This window comes from Pseudomonas sp. KU43P (assembly GCF_033095865.1).
GTDB lineage: Bacteria > Pseudomonadota > Gammaproteobacteria > Pseudomonadales > Pseudomonadaceae > Aquipseudomonas.
The window spans coordinates 5,757,299-5,772,030 of record NZ_AP019365.1; the positions used below are offsets into that span (position 1 = coordinate 5,757,299).

The 14,732-nt window shown below is 63.2% G+C and carries 15 protein-coding genes; 8 read left to right on the forward strand and 7 right to left on the reverse strand.

Features of this window, described 5'->3' with window-relative positions:
• Positions 1 to 30 precede the first annotated feature (30 nt).
• The 3 genes from KU43P_RS26395 to KU43P_RS26405 all read left to right on the forward strand — a co-directional run bounded on the left by KU43P_RS26395 (position 31) and on the right by KU43P_RS26405 (position 4,520).
• Positions 31 to 957 (forward strand): hydrogen peroxide-inducible genes activator, encoded by a 927-nt coding sequence (locus tag KU43P_RS26395; protein WP_317660400.1) that lies wholly within the window; start codon positions 31 to 33, stop codon positions 955 to 957.
• A 3-nt stretch (positions 958 to 960) separates the two neighbouring features.
• Positions 961 to 3,039 (forward strand): ATP-dependent DNA helicase RecG, encoded by a 2,079-nt coding sequence (gene recG / locus KU43P_RS26400; protein ID WP_317660401.1) that lies wholly within the window; start codon positions 961 to 963, stop codon positions 3,037 to 3,039.
• A 77-nt stretch (positions 3,040 to 3,116) separates the two neighbouring features.
• Positions 3,117 to 4,520, forward strand: coding sequence for an aminoacyl-tRNA deacylase and HDOD domain-containing protein (locus tag KU43P_RS26405; RefSeq protein ID WP_317660402.1), 1,404 nt, complete (start codon positions 3,117 to 3,119; stop codon positions 4,518 to 4,520).
• 119 nt (positions 4,521 to 4,639) lie between these two features.
• Here the strand turns inward: KU43P_RS26405 and KU43P_RS26410 are convergent, their stop codons facing one another.
• The 4 genes from KU43P_RS26410 to KU43P_RS26425 all read right to left on the reverse strand — a co-directional run bounded on the left by KU43P_RS26410 (position 4,640) and on the right by KU43P_RS26425 (position 7,002).
• Positions 4,640 to 5,014 carry a helicase gene (locus KU43P_RS26410; protein ID WP_317660403.1) on the reverse strand — a complete coding sequence of 125 codons (375 nt, stop codon included), beginning with the start codon at positions 5,012 to 5,014 and terminating at the stop codon, positions 4,640 to 4,642.
• Between the two features lie 148 nt (positions 5,015 to 5,162).
• Entirely contained in the window at positions 5,163 to 5,465 is a 303-nt protein-coding gene (locus KU43P_RS26415) for an HU family DNA-binding protein (RefSeq protein ID WP_317660404.1), read from the reverse strand.
• A gap of 186 nt (positions 5,466 to 5,651) precedes the next feature.
• On the reverse strand, positions 5,652 to 6,800 hold the full coding sequence (locus KU43P_RS26420) for an NAD(P)/FAD-dependent oxidoreductase (protein WP_317660405.1): 1,149 nt from the start codon (positions 6,798 to 6,800) through the stop codon (positions 5,652 to 5,654).
• Positions 6,801 to 6,834: 34 nt separating this feature from the next.
• Positions 6,835 to 7,002, reverse strand: a complete 168-nt coding sequence (locus KU43P_RS26425; RefSeq protein ID WP_011536423.1) for a rubredoxin — start codon at positions 7,000 to 7,002, stop codon at positions 6,835 to 6,837.
• Between the two features lie 111 nt (positions 7,003 to 7,113).
• Between KU43P_RS26425 and KU43P_RS26430 the strand changes: the two genes are divergently transcribed.
• Complete coding sequence (locus tag KU43P_RS26430) at positions 7,114 to 7,671, forward strand: chorismate--pyruvate lyase family protein (protein ID WP_317660406.1); 558 nt, start codon at positions 7,114 to 7,116, stop codon at positions 7,669 to 7,671.
• Entirely contained in the window at positions 7,671 to 8,561 is an 891-nt protein-coding gene (gene ubiA, locus KU43P_RS26435; RefSeq protein ID WP_317660407.1) for a 4-hydroxybenzoate octaprenyltransferase, read from the forward strand. The genes KU43P_RS26430 and ubiA overlap by 1 nt, the downstream gene beginning before the upstream one ends.
• Before the next feature lie 111 nt (positions 8,562 to 8,672).
• On the opposite strand, the gene KU43P_RS26440 is transcribed toward ubiA, so the two are convergent.
• Positions 8,673 to 9,041 carry a hypothetical protein gene (locus tag KU43P_RS26440; protein WP_317660408.1) on the reverse strand — a complete coding sequence of 123 codons (369 nt, stop codon included), beginning with the start codon at positions 9,039 to 9,041 and terminating at the stop codon, positions 8,673 to 8,675.
• Between the two features lie 174 nt (positions 9,042 to 9,215).
• Here KU43P_RS26440 and phoB point away from each other — a divergent pair, with 174 nt between their 5' ends.
• The 3 genes from phoB to KU43P_RS26455 all read left to right on the forward strand — a co-directional run bounded on the left by phoB (position 9,216) and on the right by KU43P_RS26455 (position 12,717).
• Positions 9,216 to 9,905: a phosphate regulon transcriptional regulator PhoB gene (phoB, locus tag KU43P_RS26445; RefSeq protein WP_003253341.1), complete on the forward strand. Its 690-nt coding sequence runs from the start codon at positions 9,216 to 9,218 to the stop codon at positions 9,903 to 9,905.
• 47 nt (positions 9,906 to 9,952) lie between these two features.
• Positions 9,953 to 11,260 (forward strand): phosphate regulon sensor histidine kinase PhoR, encoded by a 1,308-nt coding sequence (gene phoR / locus KU43P_RS26450; protein ID WP_317660409.1) that lies wholly within the window; start codon positions 9,953 to 9,955, stop codon positions 11,258 to 11,260.
• A gap of 116 nt (positions 11,261 to 11,376) precedes the next feature.
• Positions 11,377 to 12,717, forward strand: a complete 1,341-nt coding sequence (locus KU43P_RS26455) for a hemolysin family protein (protein WP_317660410.1) — start codon at positions 11,377 to 11,379, stop codon at positions 12,715 to 12,717.
• Positions 12,718 to 12,723: 6 nt separating this feature from the next.
• Here the strand turns inward: KU43P_RS26455 and KU43P_RS26460 are convergent, their stop codons facing one another.
• Both KU43P_RS26460 and KU43P_RS26465 read right to left on the reverse strand, forming a co-directional pair.
• Entirely contained in the window at positions 12,724 to 13,626 is a 903-nt protein-coding gene (locus tag KU43P_RS26460; RefSeq protein WP_317660411.1) for a M23 family metallopeptidase, read from the reverse strand.
• A 169-nt stretch (positions 13,627 to 13,795) separates the two neighbouring features.
• Positions 13,796 to 14,686, reverse strand: a complete 891-nt coding sequence (locus KU43P_RS26465) for a response regulator (protein WP_317660412.1) — start codon at positions 14,684 to 14,686, stop codon at positions 13,796 to 13,798.
• Between the last annotated feature and the right edge of the window lie 46 nt (positions 14,687 to 14,732).

The following is a 14,732-nucleotide window of genomic DNA, read 5'->3' on the forward strand; positions in this document are numbered from 1 at the left end:
GCTGGGCCCGCAACTTCATGGACGCACGTTATGACCCTCACAGAACTTCGCTACATCGTCACCCTCGCCCAAGAGCAGCATTTCGGCCACGCCGCCGAACGCTGCCATGTCAGCCAGCCGACCTTGTCGGTGGGCGTGAAAAAGCTTGAGGACGAGCTTGGTGTGCTGATCTTCGAGCGCAGCAAGAGCGCGGTACGCCTGACTCCGGTCGGCGAGAGCATCGTCGCCCAGGCGCAGAAGGTCCTCGAGCAGGCCCAGGGCATCCGCGAACTGGCCCAGGCCGGCAAGAACCAGCTGACCGCCCCGCTGAAGGTCGGTGCCATCTACACCGTCGGCCCCTACCTGTTCCCGCACTTGATCCCGCAGCTACACCGCGTGGCGCCGCAGATGCCGCTGTATATCGAAGAAAACTTCACCCACGTGCTGCGCGAAAAACTGCGCAACGGCGAACTGGACGCGGTGATCATCGCCCTGCCGTTCAACGAAGCCGACGTGCTGACCCTGCCGCTGTACGACGAACCGTTCTGTGCCCTGATGCCCGCCGACCACCCGTGGACGGCGAAAAAGACCATCGACACCGCCATGCTCAACGACAAGAGCCTGCTGCTGCTCGGCGAGGGTCACTGCTTCCGTGACCAGGTCCTGGAAGCTTGCCCGACACTGAACAAGGGCGGTGACGGCGCCAAGCACACCACGGTCGAGTCCAGCTCGCTGGAAACCATCCGCCATATGGTCGCCTCAGGCCTGGGCGTATCGATCCTGCCGCTGTCGGCAGTGCACAGCCACCATTACGCGCCGGGGGTGATCGAAGTACGCCCGCTAACCGCGCCAGCACCGTTCCGTACCGTGGCCATCGCCTGGCGCGCCAGCTTCCCGAGGCCGAAGGCCATCGAGATCCTTGCCGACTCGATCCGCCTTTGCTCGGTGGCCAAGCCATCTGTGGAACAGCCGGCCTGATCCATGACTGAGTTGTCGAAGGTCTCGGTCACCGCGCTCAAGGGTGTTGGCGAAGCCATGGCGGAAAAGCTCGCCAAGGTCGGCCTGGAGAATCTGCAGGACCTACTGTTCCACCTGCCCCTGCGCTACCAGGACCGCACCCGCGTGGTGCCAATCGGCCAGCTGCGCCCCGGGCAGGATGCCGTCATCGAAGGCGTAGTCAGCGGCGCTGACGTGACCATGGGCAAGCGCCGCAGCCTGGTGGTGCGCCTGGGTGATGGCAGCGGTGTGCTGAGCCTGCGCTTCTACCACTTCAGCAATGCGCAGAAGGAGGGCCTCAAACGCGGCACCCACTTGCGCTGCTACGGCGAGGCCCGCCCCGGGGCTTCGGGTCTGGAGATCTACCACCCCGAGTACCGCGCGCTCAATGGCGACGAGCCAGCGCCACCGGTCGAGCAGACCCTGACGCCGATCTACCCGTCCACCGAAGGGCTCACCCAGCAGCGCCTGCGCCTGCTTTGCCAGCAGAGCCTGGGCATGCTCGGCCCGCGCAGCTTGCCGGACTGGCTGCCCGACGAGCTGGCCCGCGACTACCAGTTGGCGCCACTGGACGATGCCATCCGTTACCTGCACAACCCGCCGGCCGATGCCGACCTCGACGAACTCGCCGAGGGCCAGCACTGGGCCCAGCATCGCCTGGCGTTCGAAGAGCTGCTGACTCACCAACTGTCGCAGCAGCGCCTGCGCGAGAGCCTGCGCAGCCTGCGTGCACCGGTGCTGCCCAAGGCCAAGCGCCTGCAGGCGCAGTACCTGGCCAACCTGGGTTTCCAGCCGACCGGCGCACAACAACGGGTGGCCAACGAGATCGCCTACGACCTGAGCCAGGCCGAGCCGATGATGCGCCTGGTGCAAGGTGATGTCGGCGCCGGCAAAACTGTGGTCGCCGCCCTCGCCGCATTGCAGGCCCTGGAAGCGGGCTACCAGGTGGCGCTGATGGCGCCCACCGAGATTCTCGCCGAACAGCACTACATCACCTTCAAGCGCTGGCTCGAACCGCTGGGCCTCGAAGTCGCCTGGCTGGCCGGCAAGCTCAAGGGCAAGGCCCGCGCCAGCGCTCTGGAGCAGATTGCCGGCGGGGCGCCGATGGTAGTCGGCACCCATGCGCTGTTCCAGGAAGAGGTGCAATTCAAGCACCTGGCCCTGGCGATCATCGACGAACAGCACCGTTTTGGCGTGCAACAGCGCCTGGCCCTGCGCAAGAAAGGCGTGGCCGGCGAGCTGTGCCCGCACCAGCTGATCATGACCGCCACGCCCATCCCGCGCACCCTGGCCATGAGCGCCTACGCCGACCTCGACACTTCGGTGCTCGACGAACTGCCGCCAGGCCGTACGCCGGTGAATACCGTGCTGGTCGCCGACAGCCGCCGCTTCGAAGTGGTCGAGCGGGTACGCGCCGCCTGCGCCGAAGGCCGTCAGGCCTATTGGGTATGCACCTTGATCGAAGAATCCGAAGAACTTACCTGCCAGGCGGCCGAGAGCACTTATGAAGAGCTCGGAAGCGCCTTGGGCGAGCTGCGTGTGGGCCTGATCCACGGGCGCATGAAGCCTGCCGAAAAAGCGGCGGTGATGGCTGAGTTCAAGCAAGGCAACCTGCAATTGCTGGTTGCCACCACGGTGATCGAAGTAGGTGTGGACGTACCCAACGCCAGCCTGATGATCATCGAGAACCCCGAGCGCCTGGGCCTGGCCCAGCTCCACCAATTGCGCGGCCGGGTGGGCCGGGGCAGTGCGGTGAGCCACTGTGTGCTGCTGTATCACCCGCCCCTGTCGCAGATCGGCCGCGAACGCCTGGGGATCATGCGCGAAACCAACGATGGTTTCGTCATTGCCGAAAAGGACCTGGAGCTGCGCGGCCCTGGCGAGATGCTCGGAACACGCCAGACCGGCCTGCTACAGTTCAAGGTCGCCGACCTGATGCGCGACGCCGACCTGCTGCCGGCCGTGCGCGACGCCGCCCAGGCACTGCTGGCGCGCTGGCCGGAACATGTCAGCCCACTGCTCGACCGCTGGCTGCGCCACGGCCAGCAATATGGCCAGGTGTGACGCCCGTCCCAGAATGGATCCAGCTTTGCGATCAGGCTGGTTATACTTCGCGTTTAAAGAATTAATGGATACAGACCATGACTGAAGTTGCCCTGGACACCGCAACCCCGCACGCCCCGTCTGTCATCCGGCTGTTGCTCGAAAAAGTGGGCGTGGCCTACCGCGAGGTGCCGGAGCATCCGCACCTGCCCGCCACCTCGCGCGTGCAGGCGATTCTGCTCGATGACGAGATCGGCGCCTTGATGGTGCTCTTCCCACAGAGCAAGCTGCTCGACCTCAATCGGCTGGAAGAACTGACCGGTCGCAAGCTCAAGGCCGTACCCGTCGCACGTCTCAAGCAGATGCTCGACAAGCACCAGCTCAAGGCCCTGCCAGCCATTCCCGCACTGACCAGCTCGCCATGCCTCTATGAAGGCAAGCTGCTCGAAGTGGATCACCTGCTGATCCAGTCGGGTGAGGCGGGCCTGTTGCTGGAGGTCAAGCGCGACGATTTCAAGCGCATGCTGGCCAAGGCTAGTGCCGGCAGTTTCGGGCAACCGGTCAGGGACATTCGCCCCAACCTCGACCGACCAGACGACGACTCCAAGGAAATCACCCAGGCCGTACAGGCCTTCACGGCCCGCCGCATCCAGAAGCGCCTGGAAGAAACCATCGAGATCCCACCGCTGGCCGACACGGCGCAGAAGATCATCAAGCTGCGCGTCGACCCCAACGCCAGCATCGACGACATCACCGGCGTGGTGGAAACTGACCCGGCGCTGGCTGCCCAAGTGGTCAGCTGGGCGGCATCGCCCTACTACGCCTCACCCGGCAAGATCCGCTCGGTGGAAGACGCCATCGTTCGCGTGCTGGGCTTCGACCTGGTGATCAACCTGGCCCTGGGCCTGGCGCTGGGCAAGACGTTGAGCCTGCCCAAGGACCATCCGCAGCAAGCGACGCCCTATTGGCAACAGTCGATCTACACCGCAGCGATCATCGAGGGCCTGACCCGCGCCATGCCGCGCGCCGAACGCCCGGAGGCCGGCCTGACCTACCTGGCCGGGTTGCTGCACAATTTCGGCTATCTGCTGCTGGCACACGTGTTCCCGCCACACTTCTCGCTGATATGCCGGCACCTGGAGGTCAACCCACACCTGTGCCACACCTTTGTCGAACAGCATTTGCTGGGTATCAGCCGCGAGCAGATCGGCGCCTGGCTCATGAAGCTGTGGGACATGCCGGAAGAGCTGTCCACCGCGCTGCGCTTCCAGCATGATCCTTCGTACGAGGGTGAATACGCCGCGTATCCGAACCTGGTATGCCTGGCGACTCGCCTGTTGCGCGCACGTGGCATTGGCTCGGGGCCGCAGGAGGAGATTCCCGATGAGTTGCTGGAGCGACTTGGGATTACTCGGGAGAAAGCCGAGGATGTGGTGAACAAGGTGCTCGAGGCCGAGACCTTGTTGCGGGAACTGGCTTCGCAGTTCAACGCGCCGCATTGATGTACCTGGGGCCGCTGTGCGGCCCATCGCCGGCAAGCCGGCTCCCACAGGTACAGCGGTGACCTTTCTTTGAGGGAGCCGGCTTGCCGGCGATGGGCTGCGCAGCAGCCCCAACGAATTCAGCCTTTCTTCTTCGGCGTCAGGTACTTCATCAACCCCTGAAACCACATCACCAGCGCCGGATTGCCCTTGATCTGGATGCTCTTATCCTGAATACCCTGCATGAACGCCAACTGCTTGTTGCTCGCCTGCATCGTGGCGAAGCCATAGGCGGCGTCCTTGAAAGCGATGGCAAAGGCCGGCTGCGGATGCATACCGCCTTTGCTGCTGATGCGCTCATCACGGACGATGAAGTGCCGGGCAGCCTTGCCGTCCAGCGTCTGCATCTGGAACACCAGGTCCTTGTCCTTGAGTTGCTGCTGGAACGCCGGGTTGTTGCGGCTAGCCCTTGCCATGAGTAATCCCATGGCCCAGAGAAGAAAGCGGAACTTCATCAACGCGCCTCGAATGAAATATGACTGAAGCGCGCAGTTTATCCTTTTCTTGAACTATTAATGCAATTTCGCTGCATGTTAGCCGCAGAAAGCACAACGGGCGCCCGGAGGCGCCCGCTGAACCGACACTGGGGATGTCAGGAATCGATCACTTTGCTTTCTTGGCTGACTTGGCAGGCGGCGTGTTGACACTGTCGCGCAAGTTCTTGCCAGGCTTGAACGCAACCGTGTTGCTGGCCTTGATTTTTACCGGCTGGCCGGTTTGCGGGTTTTTCCCGGTGCGGGCACCACGATGACGTTTTTCGAAGGTACCGAAACCGACCAGGGTGACGGTGTCCTTGTCCAGGGCACCGGTAATGCTGTCGAGAATCGCGTTCAGCACCTGGTTGGCCTTTTCCTTGGTCAGATCGGCCTTTTCGGCGATGACGGCGGCGAGTTCTGGTTTACGCATAGTGAAGCCTCTTTGACGGAATTCTTGTTGTTATGCCGTGCTGCCATTGAAGCAGCGTTCAAGGCACCGCAGGCTCTAATCTGCGGCAGACGGAAGTGAGGATGGCACGCCCACCGAGGCCGCGCCAGTATCAGGGCGGCCATTGTGCGGGCAAGAACAGGATAAATCCGACAGAACGCCAGCTATTTACGCCATAAGGGCGGGTAACTGCCTATTGAGCGCCAGCTTTTCCATCACAGCGCTGCCCGTCAGGGCGTAACCGAGTAGCTGGCCGTCAGCAGCGTAGCAGAGCACTTTCAGGTCACTGCCCTGCCCCTCCACCTGCCAGGTGCCATCACGACCTTGGGGTACAGGCGAAACCACCAACGGGCAAGCCGGTGTTTTCACGGTGATTGGCATCGGCCCATAGCTGACCTGCGTCGGGTTGCCGGCCAGGGTCTGGGCCAAGGCACGGGCGCAGGCCATCAGCGGCATGACGTAGAGCAGGTTGATGCCTTCGACTTCGGCACAATCGCCCAGCGCGAAGATGTTGCCGTGAGAGGTTCGCAGGTGACGATCCGCCACCACGCCGCGATTGGTCTGCAAGCCGGCCGCCGCAGCCAGGTCGATACGCGGGCGCAGGCCGACGGCCGAGACCACCAGGTCGCAGCCGATCACGGTGCCATCGGACAGATGCGCCTCCAGCCCATCGACCACCCGTTCCAGGCGCGTGAGCACCGGGCCCAGGTGAAAACGCACGCCAAGGCCTTGCAGGCCGGCCTGTACAGCTGAGGCCGCCGCAGGGTGCAGCAGGGTCGGCATGACTTGCTCGCACGGCGCCACCACATCGACCTGGAAGCCGCCCAGGCTCATGTCGTTGGCAAACTCACAGCCAATCAGGCCGGCCCCCAGAATCAGCACGCGCTGCTTGCCAGCGGCCGCAGCGCGGAAGCGTGCGTAGTCTTCCAGATCGTTGATCGGGTATACCTGATCAGCACCGTTGCCTTCGACCGGCACCTGCACGGTCTGCGCGCCCCAGGCCAGCACGAGGTCGCGGTACTCGACGGCCTCCTCGCCGATCCACAAGCGCTTGTGGCCCGGGTCGATGCCGCTGATACGGGTGTGGGTGCGAATCTCGGCCTTGAGTTGCTCGGCCATCGCGCCCGGCTCGGCCATGCACAGGCCATCGGCATCCTTTTGCTTGGCGAAGCCGGTGGAGAGCATGGGCTTGGAGTAGGAGCGACCGTCATCGGCGGTGATCAGCAGCAGCGGCGTCTCGCCATCGAGCTTGCGAAATTCACGGGCCAGGTTGTAGCCCGCAAGGCCGGTACCGATGATTACCACAGGGGACGTCATGTCGTGCTTACCTCTCTTTGCAACGGGGGTGGGATCAGCCGATGGCGATCATTTCGAAGTCGCTCTTGCCGACGCCGCAGTCGGGGCACAGCCAGTCTTCCGGCACGTCTTCCCAGCGGGTGCCGGGCGCGATGCCGTCGTCCGGCCAGCCCTCGGCCTCGTCGTAGATCAGGCCGCAGACAATACACTGCCACTTCTTCATGGTTCGTAGTTCCTCGGTACAGGTCAGGCTTTGTAATGCGGGCATTATGCAAGCAGTCGGGGCAATCATGCTAAGCTCGCCGCCTCTCTGGCTGTAACAAAGCATACCGACGTGTCGTACGAATCCCCGCAAGCAGCCGCTGTCGCGTGGCTGCCGTATTCACAGCTGGCGACCGATATCGACCAGCCTACCCTCGACTGGCTGTTCGACGAAGGCTCCCTGACGCGCCGCCTGACGCGCCTGTCCCACGACCACTTCAGCGTGACCCCATTGTTCGAGGGCTGGCAGCCCCTGCGCGATGACGAGTGCCAGGCGCTGGGCATCGCCCCAGGCTCCGAAGGCTGGGTACGCGAGGTGTACCTGCGCGGCCATGGCCAACCTTGGGTTTTCGCCCGCAGCGTGGCCAGCCGCAGTGCACTGGAGCGCGGCGGTCTGAACCTGGAAACCCTGGGCAGCCGTTCGCTGGGCGAGTTGCTATTCTGCGACCAGGCGTTTGTCCGTCACCCCATCGAAGTGTGCACTTACCCACGGGCCTGGCTGCCTGACCAAGCCGCCAATGAGGGCTTGTGGGGCCGACGCTCGCGCTTCGCCCGCGACGGCCTCGAGCTGCTGGTGGCCGAGGTGTTCCTGCCGACCCTGTGGCAAGCGGCCAAGGAGGAAACCCGCTGATGTACCTGCAACTGCTCAAGTCGCTCAACCGCGTACACCCGCGCGCCTGGGACTTCGTCCAGCTCAGCCGCATGGACCGCCCGATCGGCATCTACCTGCTGCTGTGGCCCACCCTGACCGCCGTATGGATCGCCGGCCAAGGTTCACCAACGCTGGCCAACGTGCTGATCTTCGGCCTCGGCGTGGTACTGATGCGTGCCGCTGGTTGCTGCATCAACGACTTTGCCGACCGCAAGGTCGATGGCCACGTCAAGCGCACGGCCGACCGCCCGTTGGCCAGCGGCCGGGTCCTGCCCCGCGAAGCACTGGCGCTGTGTGCCGTTCTGGTCGCGGTGAGTTTCCTGCTGGTGCTGTGCACCAACAGCCAGACCGTATGGCTGTCCTTCGGCGCAGTGGCCCTGGCGTTCTGCTACCCGTTCATGAAGCGCTATACCTACTACCCGCAAGTGGTACTGGGCGCAGCGTATTCCTGGGGCATTCCCATGGCGTTCACGGCCGCCGGCGGCGAGCTGCCGGCCAGCGCCTGGCTGCTGTACATCGCCAACCTGCTGTGGACGGTGGGCTATGACACCTACTACGCCATGGTCGATCGCGACGACGACCTGAAGATTGGTGTGAAGTCCACGGCGATCCTGTTCGGCGAATCTGACCGGGTGATTATCCTGACCCTGCAACTGCTGTCGCTGGGCTGCCTGCTACTGGCCGGCAGCCGCTTCGAGTTGGGGGGCTGGTTCCACCTGGGGCTGCTGGGGGCGGTGCTGTGCTTTGCCTGGGAATTCTGGTCGACGCGCAAGCTCGACCGGGAGTCGTGCTTCAAGGCATTTCTGCACAATCACTGGGCGGGGTTGCTGATCTTCGTTGGCGTGGTGCTGGACTACACCCTGCGCTGAATCCATCGCCGGCAAGCCGGCTCCCACATGTCCACCACAGCCTCAAGATCGGCGCTGTACCTGTGGGAGCCGGCTTGCCGGCGATTGGGCCGCAACGCGGCCCCTGCATTCTCAAGGCTTGGCGACGTGCCAGACGTCCTTCATGCCGTCACCGGTCATGTCACCGGCCTTCTTGTCCTTGACGAAGGTATACAGCGGCTTGCCGTCATAGGCCCACTGCATCTTGCCGTCATCGCGTTTGATCTTCGTCCACTTGCCTTCGGCCTTTTCACTTGTCTCGGCCATCAATGGCGGCCAGTTCATCGCACAATCACCATTGCACACCGACTTGCCGCCCGCATCCTTGTCAAAGGTATACAACGTCATGCCCTTCTGATCGACGAGCATGCCATCCTTCTCCATCGCATGGTGGGCAGACGCCACCCCCGGGAGCGCCAGTGCAGCGAAAAGGGCCATCCAGCTCAGCGTATGTCGTGTCATTGGAATCACCATTCATTCGGGGGTGGAATAGGTTACGTAGGCCGCCGCAGCGGCCCTTTCTAGCCTAGCCCAGCCATGCAATGTCGCCACAACGGCCAACGCCCTGTCACACAGCTGCAATAATTCCGTTATCTAATGCGGGCCAGACACGATTATCCGGGAGAGGTTTTGAGCATGGTTGGCAGGAACATTCTGATCGTCGACGACGAAGCGCCTATTCGCGAGATGATCGCCGTTGCATTGGAAATGGCCGGCTATGACTGCCTGGAAGCCGAGAACTCCCAACAGGCCCACGCGATCATCGTTGACCGCAAGCCGGACCTGATCCTGCTCGACTGGATGCTGCCAGGCACCTCCGGCATCGAGCTGGCTCGCCGCCTCAAGCGTGACGAGCTGACCGGTGATATTCCGATCATCATGCTCACCGCCAAGGGCGAAGAAGACAACAAGATCCAGGGCCTGGAAGTAGGCGCCGACGACTACATCACCAAGCCGTTTTCCCCTCGCGAGCTGGTAGCGCGCCTGAAGGCCGTGCTGCGTCGCACCGGCCCGAGCGACAGCGAAGCGCCGATCGAAGTCGGCGGCCTGCTGCTCGACCCGATCAGCCACCGCGTGACCATCGACGGCAAACCCGCCGAAATGGGCCCCACCGAATATCGCCTGTTGCAGTTCTTCATGACCCACCAGGAACGCGCCTACACCCGTGGGCAATTGCTCGACCAGGTCTGGGGCGGCAACGTGTATGTCGAAGAGCGCACCGTCGACGTACACATCCGGCGTTTGCGCAAGGCGCTGGGTGAAGCCTACGAAAATCTGGTACAAACCGTGCGCGGCACTGGCTACCGCTTCTCGACCAAAAGCTGATCGAGCCCCAAGCGCCAAGCTGCACGTCGTTGTACAAGGACCGTCAATTGAACCAGAACTGGCACGCGACCCTGATTCGCCACCTGCTGCTGCTCATCACCGTCTGCCTGATCGGCGGCCTGGTCAGTGGCTATTACGGCTGGAGCCTGGCCATCGGCCTGGCGCTCTACTTGGGCTGGACCCTCAAGCAGCTGCTGCGCCTGCATGACTGGCTGCGCAACCACCAGCCCGACGAAGCACCGCCCGATGGCTACGGCCTGTGGGGCGAAGTGTTCGACAGCATCTACCACCTGCAACGCCGCGACCAGCGTGTGCGTGGGCGCCTGCAGGCGGTGATCGATCGCGTGCAGGAGTCCACCGCCGCCCTGCGCGACGCGGTGATCATGCTCGACAGCGACGGCAACCTGGAATGGTGGAACCGCGCCGCGGAAACCCTGCTCGGCTTCAAGACCCCGCAAGACGGCGGCCAGCCGGTAACCAACCTGGTGCGCCACCCGCGCTTCAAGGAATACTTCGAGTCGGAAAACTACGCGGAACCGTTGGAAATTCCCTCGCCGATCAACGACCGCATGCGTGTCCAACTGCACCTGACCCGCTACGGCAACAACGAACACCTGATGCTGGTGCGTGACGTCACACGCATTCACCAACTCGAACAGATGCGCAAGGACTTCGTGGCCAACGTTTCCCACGAGCTGCGCACACCGCTGACCGTCATCACCGGCTACCTGGAAACCCTGCTGGACAACGTCGAAGACGTGAACCCGCGCTGGGGCCGGGCCTTGCAGCAGATGAACCAGCAAGGCTCGCGTATGCAGACCTTGCTCAACGACCTGCTGTTGCTGGCCAAGCTGGAAGCCACCGACTACCCCTCCGACAACCAGCCAGTCGCTGTCGATGGCCTGCTGCAATCGATCTACAGCGATGCCCAAGCGCTGTCCGGGCCACGCAACCAGCGCATCACCCTGGAAGCTACGCCGGGTATCAAGCTCAAGGGCAGTGAGTCGGAACTGCGCAGTGCCTTCTCCAACCTGGTATTCAACGCGGTCAAGTACACCCAGGACGAAGGCAGCATCCGCATCCGCTGGTGGGCCGACGCCCAGGGTGCACACCTGTCGGTGCAGGACTCGGGGGTCGGCATCGATGCCAAACACCTGCCGCGCCTGACCGAACGCTTCTACCGGGTCGATTCCAGCCGCGCGTCCAACACCGGCGGCACGGGCCTGGGCCTGGCGATCGTCAAGCATGTGCTGATGCGCCACCGGGGCAAGCTGGAAATCAGCAGTGTGCCGGGGCACGGCAGTACCTTCACCTGCCACTTTGCGCCCACACAACTGGCCAGCGGCAAGGGTTGAGCAAAGGGTTACTTTGCTTTTGCGGCCTCAGCCGCTACATTGGATCCCCTGTGCCAGCCAACGCTGGCACTTTATTTTCAACCTTTCTCGAAGACGGACCCCGTAAAAACTCCATCATGGACCCTTCCCCTGGTATCAGCCTCACCTCGTTATTCGCCGATTTCGGCATGATTCTCTTTGCCTTATTCCTGGTGCTGCTCAACGGCTTCTTCGTTGCTGCCGAGTTCGCCATGGTCAAGCTGCGCTCCACTCGCGTCGAGTCCATCGCCGAGCTGCACGGCTGGCGTGGCAGCATCCTGCGCAAGGTTCACAATCAGCTCGACGCCTACCTGTCGGCCTGCCAGCTGGGCATCACCCTCGCCTCGCTGGGCCTGGGCTGGGTCGGTGAGCCGGCCTTCGCCCACCTGCTCGAACCGCTGCTGGCCTACCTGGGCGTGGACACGCCCGAGCTGATCAAGGCCGTGTCGTTCTTCGTCGCCTTCTTCGTCATCTCGTACCTGCACATCGTGGTCGGCGAACTCGCACCCAAGTCCTGGGCGATCCGCAAGCCCGAGCTGCTGTCGCTGTGGACGGCCGTGCCGCTGTACCTGTTCTATTGGGCAATGTACCCGGCCATCTACCTGCTCAACGCCAGCGCCAACACCATCCTGCGTATCGCAGGGCAAGGAGAGCCTGGCCCTCATCATGAACACCACTACAGCCGCGAAGAGCTCAAGCTGATCCTGCACTCCAGCCGTGGCCAGGACCCGAGCGACCAGGGTATGCGCGTGCTGGCCTCGGCCGTGGAGATGGGCGAGCTGGAAGTGGTCGACTGGGCCAACTCGCGGGAAGACATGGTCAGCATCGACGCCCACGCACCACTCAAGGAAATCCTTGCCCTGGTGCGTCGTCACAAGTTCAGCCGCTATCCGCTGTACGACGCCGATCGCGAAGAATTCACCGGCCTGCTGCACATCAAGGACTTGCTGCTGGAGCTGGCCGAGCTTGAACACCTGCCGGAAACCGTCGACCTCGAAGACCTCGCCCGGCCGCTGGAGCGCGTTTCCCGGCACATGCCGCTGGCGCAGCTGCTGGAGCAGTTCCGCAAGGGCGGAGCGCACTTCGTGCTGGTGGAGGAAGCCGACGGCAAGGTGATCGGTTACCTGACCATGGAAGACGTGCTGGAAGTGCTGGTGGGCGATATCCAGGACGAGCACCGCAAGACCGAACGCGGCATCCTGGCCTACCAGCCCGGCAAGCTGCTGGTGCGCGGCGACACACCGCTGTTCAAGGTGGAACGCCTGCTCGGCATCGACCTGGACCACATCGAGGCGGAAACCCTCGCCGGGTTGATCTACGAGACGCTCAAACGCGTGCCTGAAGAAGAGGAAGTACTGGAGGTAGAAGGCCTGCGCATCATCATCAAGAAGATGAAAGGGCCGAAGATCGTGCTGGCCAAGGTGCTCAAGCTCGATTGACCTGCGTTAAGGGTTGCCGGCAGTGAAGTCCGGCAACCCGCCGATCGGCCGGTCGAACTGGAAAGGAATCGACTCCAGCGCCAGCCCGACGTTGCGCTGCACCACGAAGTGCAGGTGCGGGCCGGTGCTATTGCCGGTATTGCCCGACTTGGCCAGCGCCTGCCCCAGCGCCACCTGCTGCCCCTCCGCCACCACCACAGAGCCGCGCATCAGGTGCAGGTACACGCCCATGGTGCCGTCCGGGTGCAGGATGCGCACGAAGTTGCCCGAGGGGTTGGTCCCTCGCCCGCTCTGGTTGTTCTCGACCTTCACCACCACACCACCACGCGCCGCGATGATCGGTGTGCCCTCGGGCATGGCGATGTCCATGGCATAGCGTCCCTTGGGGCCGAAATGGCTGAAGCGGCCGTTAGGGCCCTGGGTCAGGCGAAATGGCCCGCCTTTCCACGGAAAGGGATAGCGATAGCCTTGGGAGCGCTGGCCGGGGTCACCCATGGCGTACTGAAAATTGCTGGCATATTGCAGCTTGCCGCCGGGCGCCGCCAGCACCGAGCTCAATACCCTGGTTGAACGCGGCCCGACCACCGCCCGTATGAGCCGCGGCTTGTTGCCACCAAAGGCATTGGCCAACTGGTCGATGCGCAGTTCGACCTGCATCGGCACATACAGCTCGTTACGTACCAAGAAACGCACGCCACCGGGGAAAGTCTCGGCCTGCAGGCGTACCTGGCCATCGATGCGTTCGAGCATCGGTTCACGCAGCTCGAAGGATTTCGCCCCTGGGCTGGGGCTATCGGAATAAGTGGCCACGCCGAAGTTGTCGGTGGTCTTGTAGATGGTCATGCCCATGCTCGACACCGAGGCCGAAAGCAAGGCACAGAACAGCAGCAGGCGGGCGGCGGCGGGCATGATAGTGGCTTTTTGACAGGAGTGTTCTGTCGAAGCCTAGCAGCGGGGTGCCGGGAGCGTTATGACAGCTGGTCGGATGATTGTATGCAGGGCCAATCGCCGGCGAGCCGGCTCCCACAGGGGTCAGTGCAGCACCTGTGTGAACCGGTTTGCCGGCGATGAGGCCAGCTCAGGCGCCCGGGGTGAAATGCTTCTGGGCCGTACCGCGGGCAATCAGCCGCGACAGGTAGTCGAGTTTCTGCGCATCCTGGTCGACGAACTTGAAGGTCAGTTGCAACCAGTCGCTTTCCGGTTTCGGCTCCAATGCCGCCACGGCATGCAGGTAGCCGTTCAAGCGCGCCACTTCAGCGTTCTCGCCTTGCTCCAGGTCCAGCACTGCCCCTTCGAGCACCTGCGGCAGTGCCGCGCTGCGACGCACCACCAACAGTGCTTCCTTGAGGCTCAGGGCCTTGATCACGCAGGGCTGGATACCGCTGGACAGGCGCAACTGGCCTTGGCCGCGCCCGGACTGTGCGGCAGAGGCGGCGGCGGATTGCGGTACTGGCGCGCTGATCAACGGCTTGGCGGGGGCTGCCACCTTGGCCGCTTCTACCTTGCCCCCAGTCAGGGCGCTGAGCGAGTCGTTGGCGAACGCCGAGTTCATCCGCGCGGGTGCGCTGGCTACCAGGCTCTCCAGCTTGCCGATCTTGGTCAGGGCCTTCTTCACCTTGGTCAAGAGCTGTTCGTTGGTGAACGGTTTGCCGACGAAGTCGGAAACCCCGGCCTGGATGGCCTGGATCACGTTCTCCTTGTCACCGCGGCTGGTGACCATGATGAACTGCAGCGCTTTCATCTCTGGCTGCTGGCGGCACCAGGTTAGCAGCTCCAGGCCGGACATTTCCGGCATTTCCCAGTCGCACAAGACTAGATCGAATGTTTCCTTGGCCAGCATGGCCATGGCCTTGCGGCCGTTCACCGCATCTTCGATGACCATGCCCGGAAAGGCATTGCGCAGGCACTTCCTGACCAGGTCACGGATGAATGGAGCATCATCCACGACCAGCACATTCACTTTACTCATCGATACTCCTCTTGAATCCCGACTAGCCTACCGCTGCGTGGTGGCC

What these genes read in the sequence shown, in the direction of transcription:
- phoB (WP_003253341.1), top strand. Translation starts at nt 9,216, where the DNA reads ATGGTTGGCAGGAACATTCTGATCGTCGACGACGAAGCGCCTATTCGC.
- KU43P_RS26415 (WP_317660404.1), bottom strand. Translation starts at nt 5,465, where the DNA reads ATGCGTAAACCAGAACTCGCCGCCGTCATCGCCGAAAAGGCCGATCTG.
- KU43P_RS26405 (WP_317660402.1), top strand. Translation starts at nt 3,117, where the DNA reads ATGACTGAAGTTGCCCTGGACACCGCAACCCCGCACGCCCCGTCTGTC.
- KU43P_RS26465 (WP_317660412.1), bottom strand. Translation starts at nt 14,686, where the DNA reads ATGAGTAAAGTGAATGTGCTGGTCGTGGATGATGCTCCATTCATCCGT.
- KU43P_RS26425 (WP_011536423.1), bottom strand. Translation starts at nt 7,002, where the DNA reads ATGAAGAAGTGGCAGTGTATTGTCTGCGGCCTGATCTACGACGAGGCC.
- KU43P_RS26420 (WP_317660405.1), bottom strand. Translation starts at nt 6,800, where the DNA reads ATGACGTCCCCTGTGGTAATCATCGGTACCGGCCTTGCGGGCTACAAC.
- recG (WP_317660401.1), top strand. Translation starts at nt 961, where the DNA reads ATGACTGAGTTGTCGAAGGTCTCGGTCACCGCGCTCAAGGGTGTTGGC.
- KU43P_RS26410 (WP_317660403.1), bottom strand. Translation starts at nt 5,014, where the DNA reads ATGAAGTTCCGCTTTCTTCTCTGGGCCATGGGATTACTCATGGCAAGG.
- KU43P_RS26440 (WP_317660408.1), bottom strand. Translation starts at nt 9,041, where the DNA reads ATGACACGACATACGCTGAGCTGGATGGCCCTTTTCGCTGCACTGGCG.
- KU43P_RS26460 (WP_317660411.1), bottom strand. Translation starts at nt 13,626, where the DNA reads ATGCCCGCCGCCGCCCGCCTGCTGCTGTTCTGTGCCTTGCTTTCGGCC.
- KU43P_RS26395 (WP_317660400.1), top strand. Translation starts at nt 31, where the DNA reads ATGACCCTCACAGAACTTCGCTACATCGTCACCCTCGCCCAAGAGCAG.
- KU43P_RS26455 (WP_317660410.1), top strand. Translation starts at nt 11,377, where the DNA reads ATGGACCCTTCCCCTGGTATCAGCCTCACCTCGTTATTCGCCGATTTC.
- ubiA (WP_317660407.1), top strand. Translation starts at nt 7,671, where the DNA reads ATGTACCTGCAACTGCTCAAGTCGCTCAACCGCGTACACCCGCGCGCC.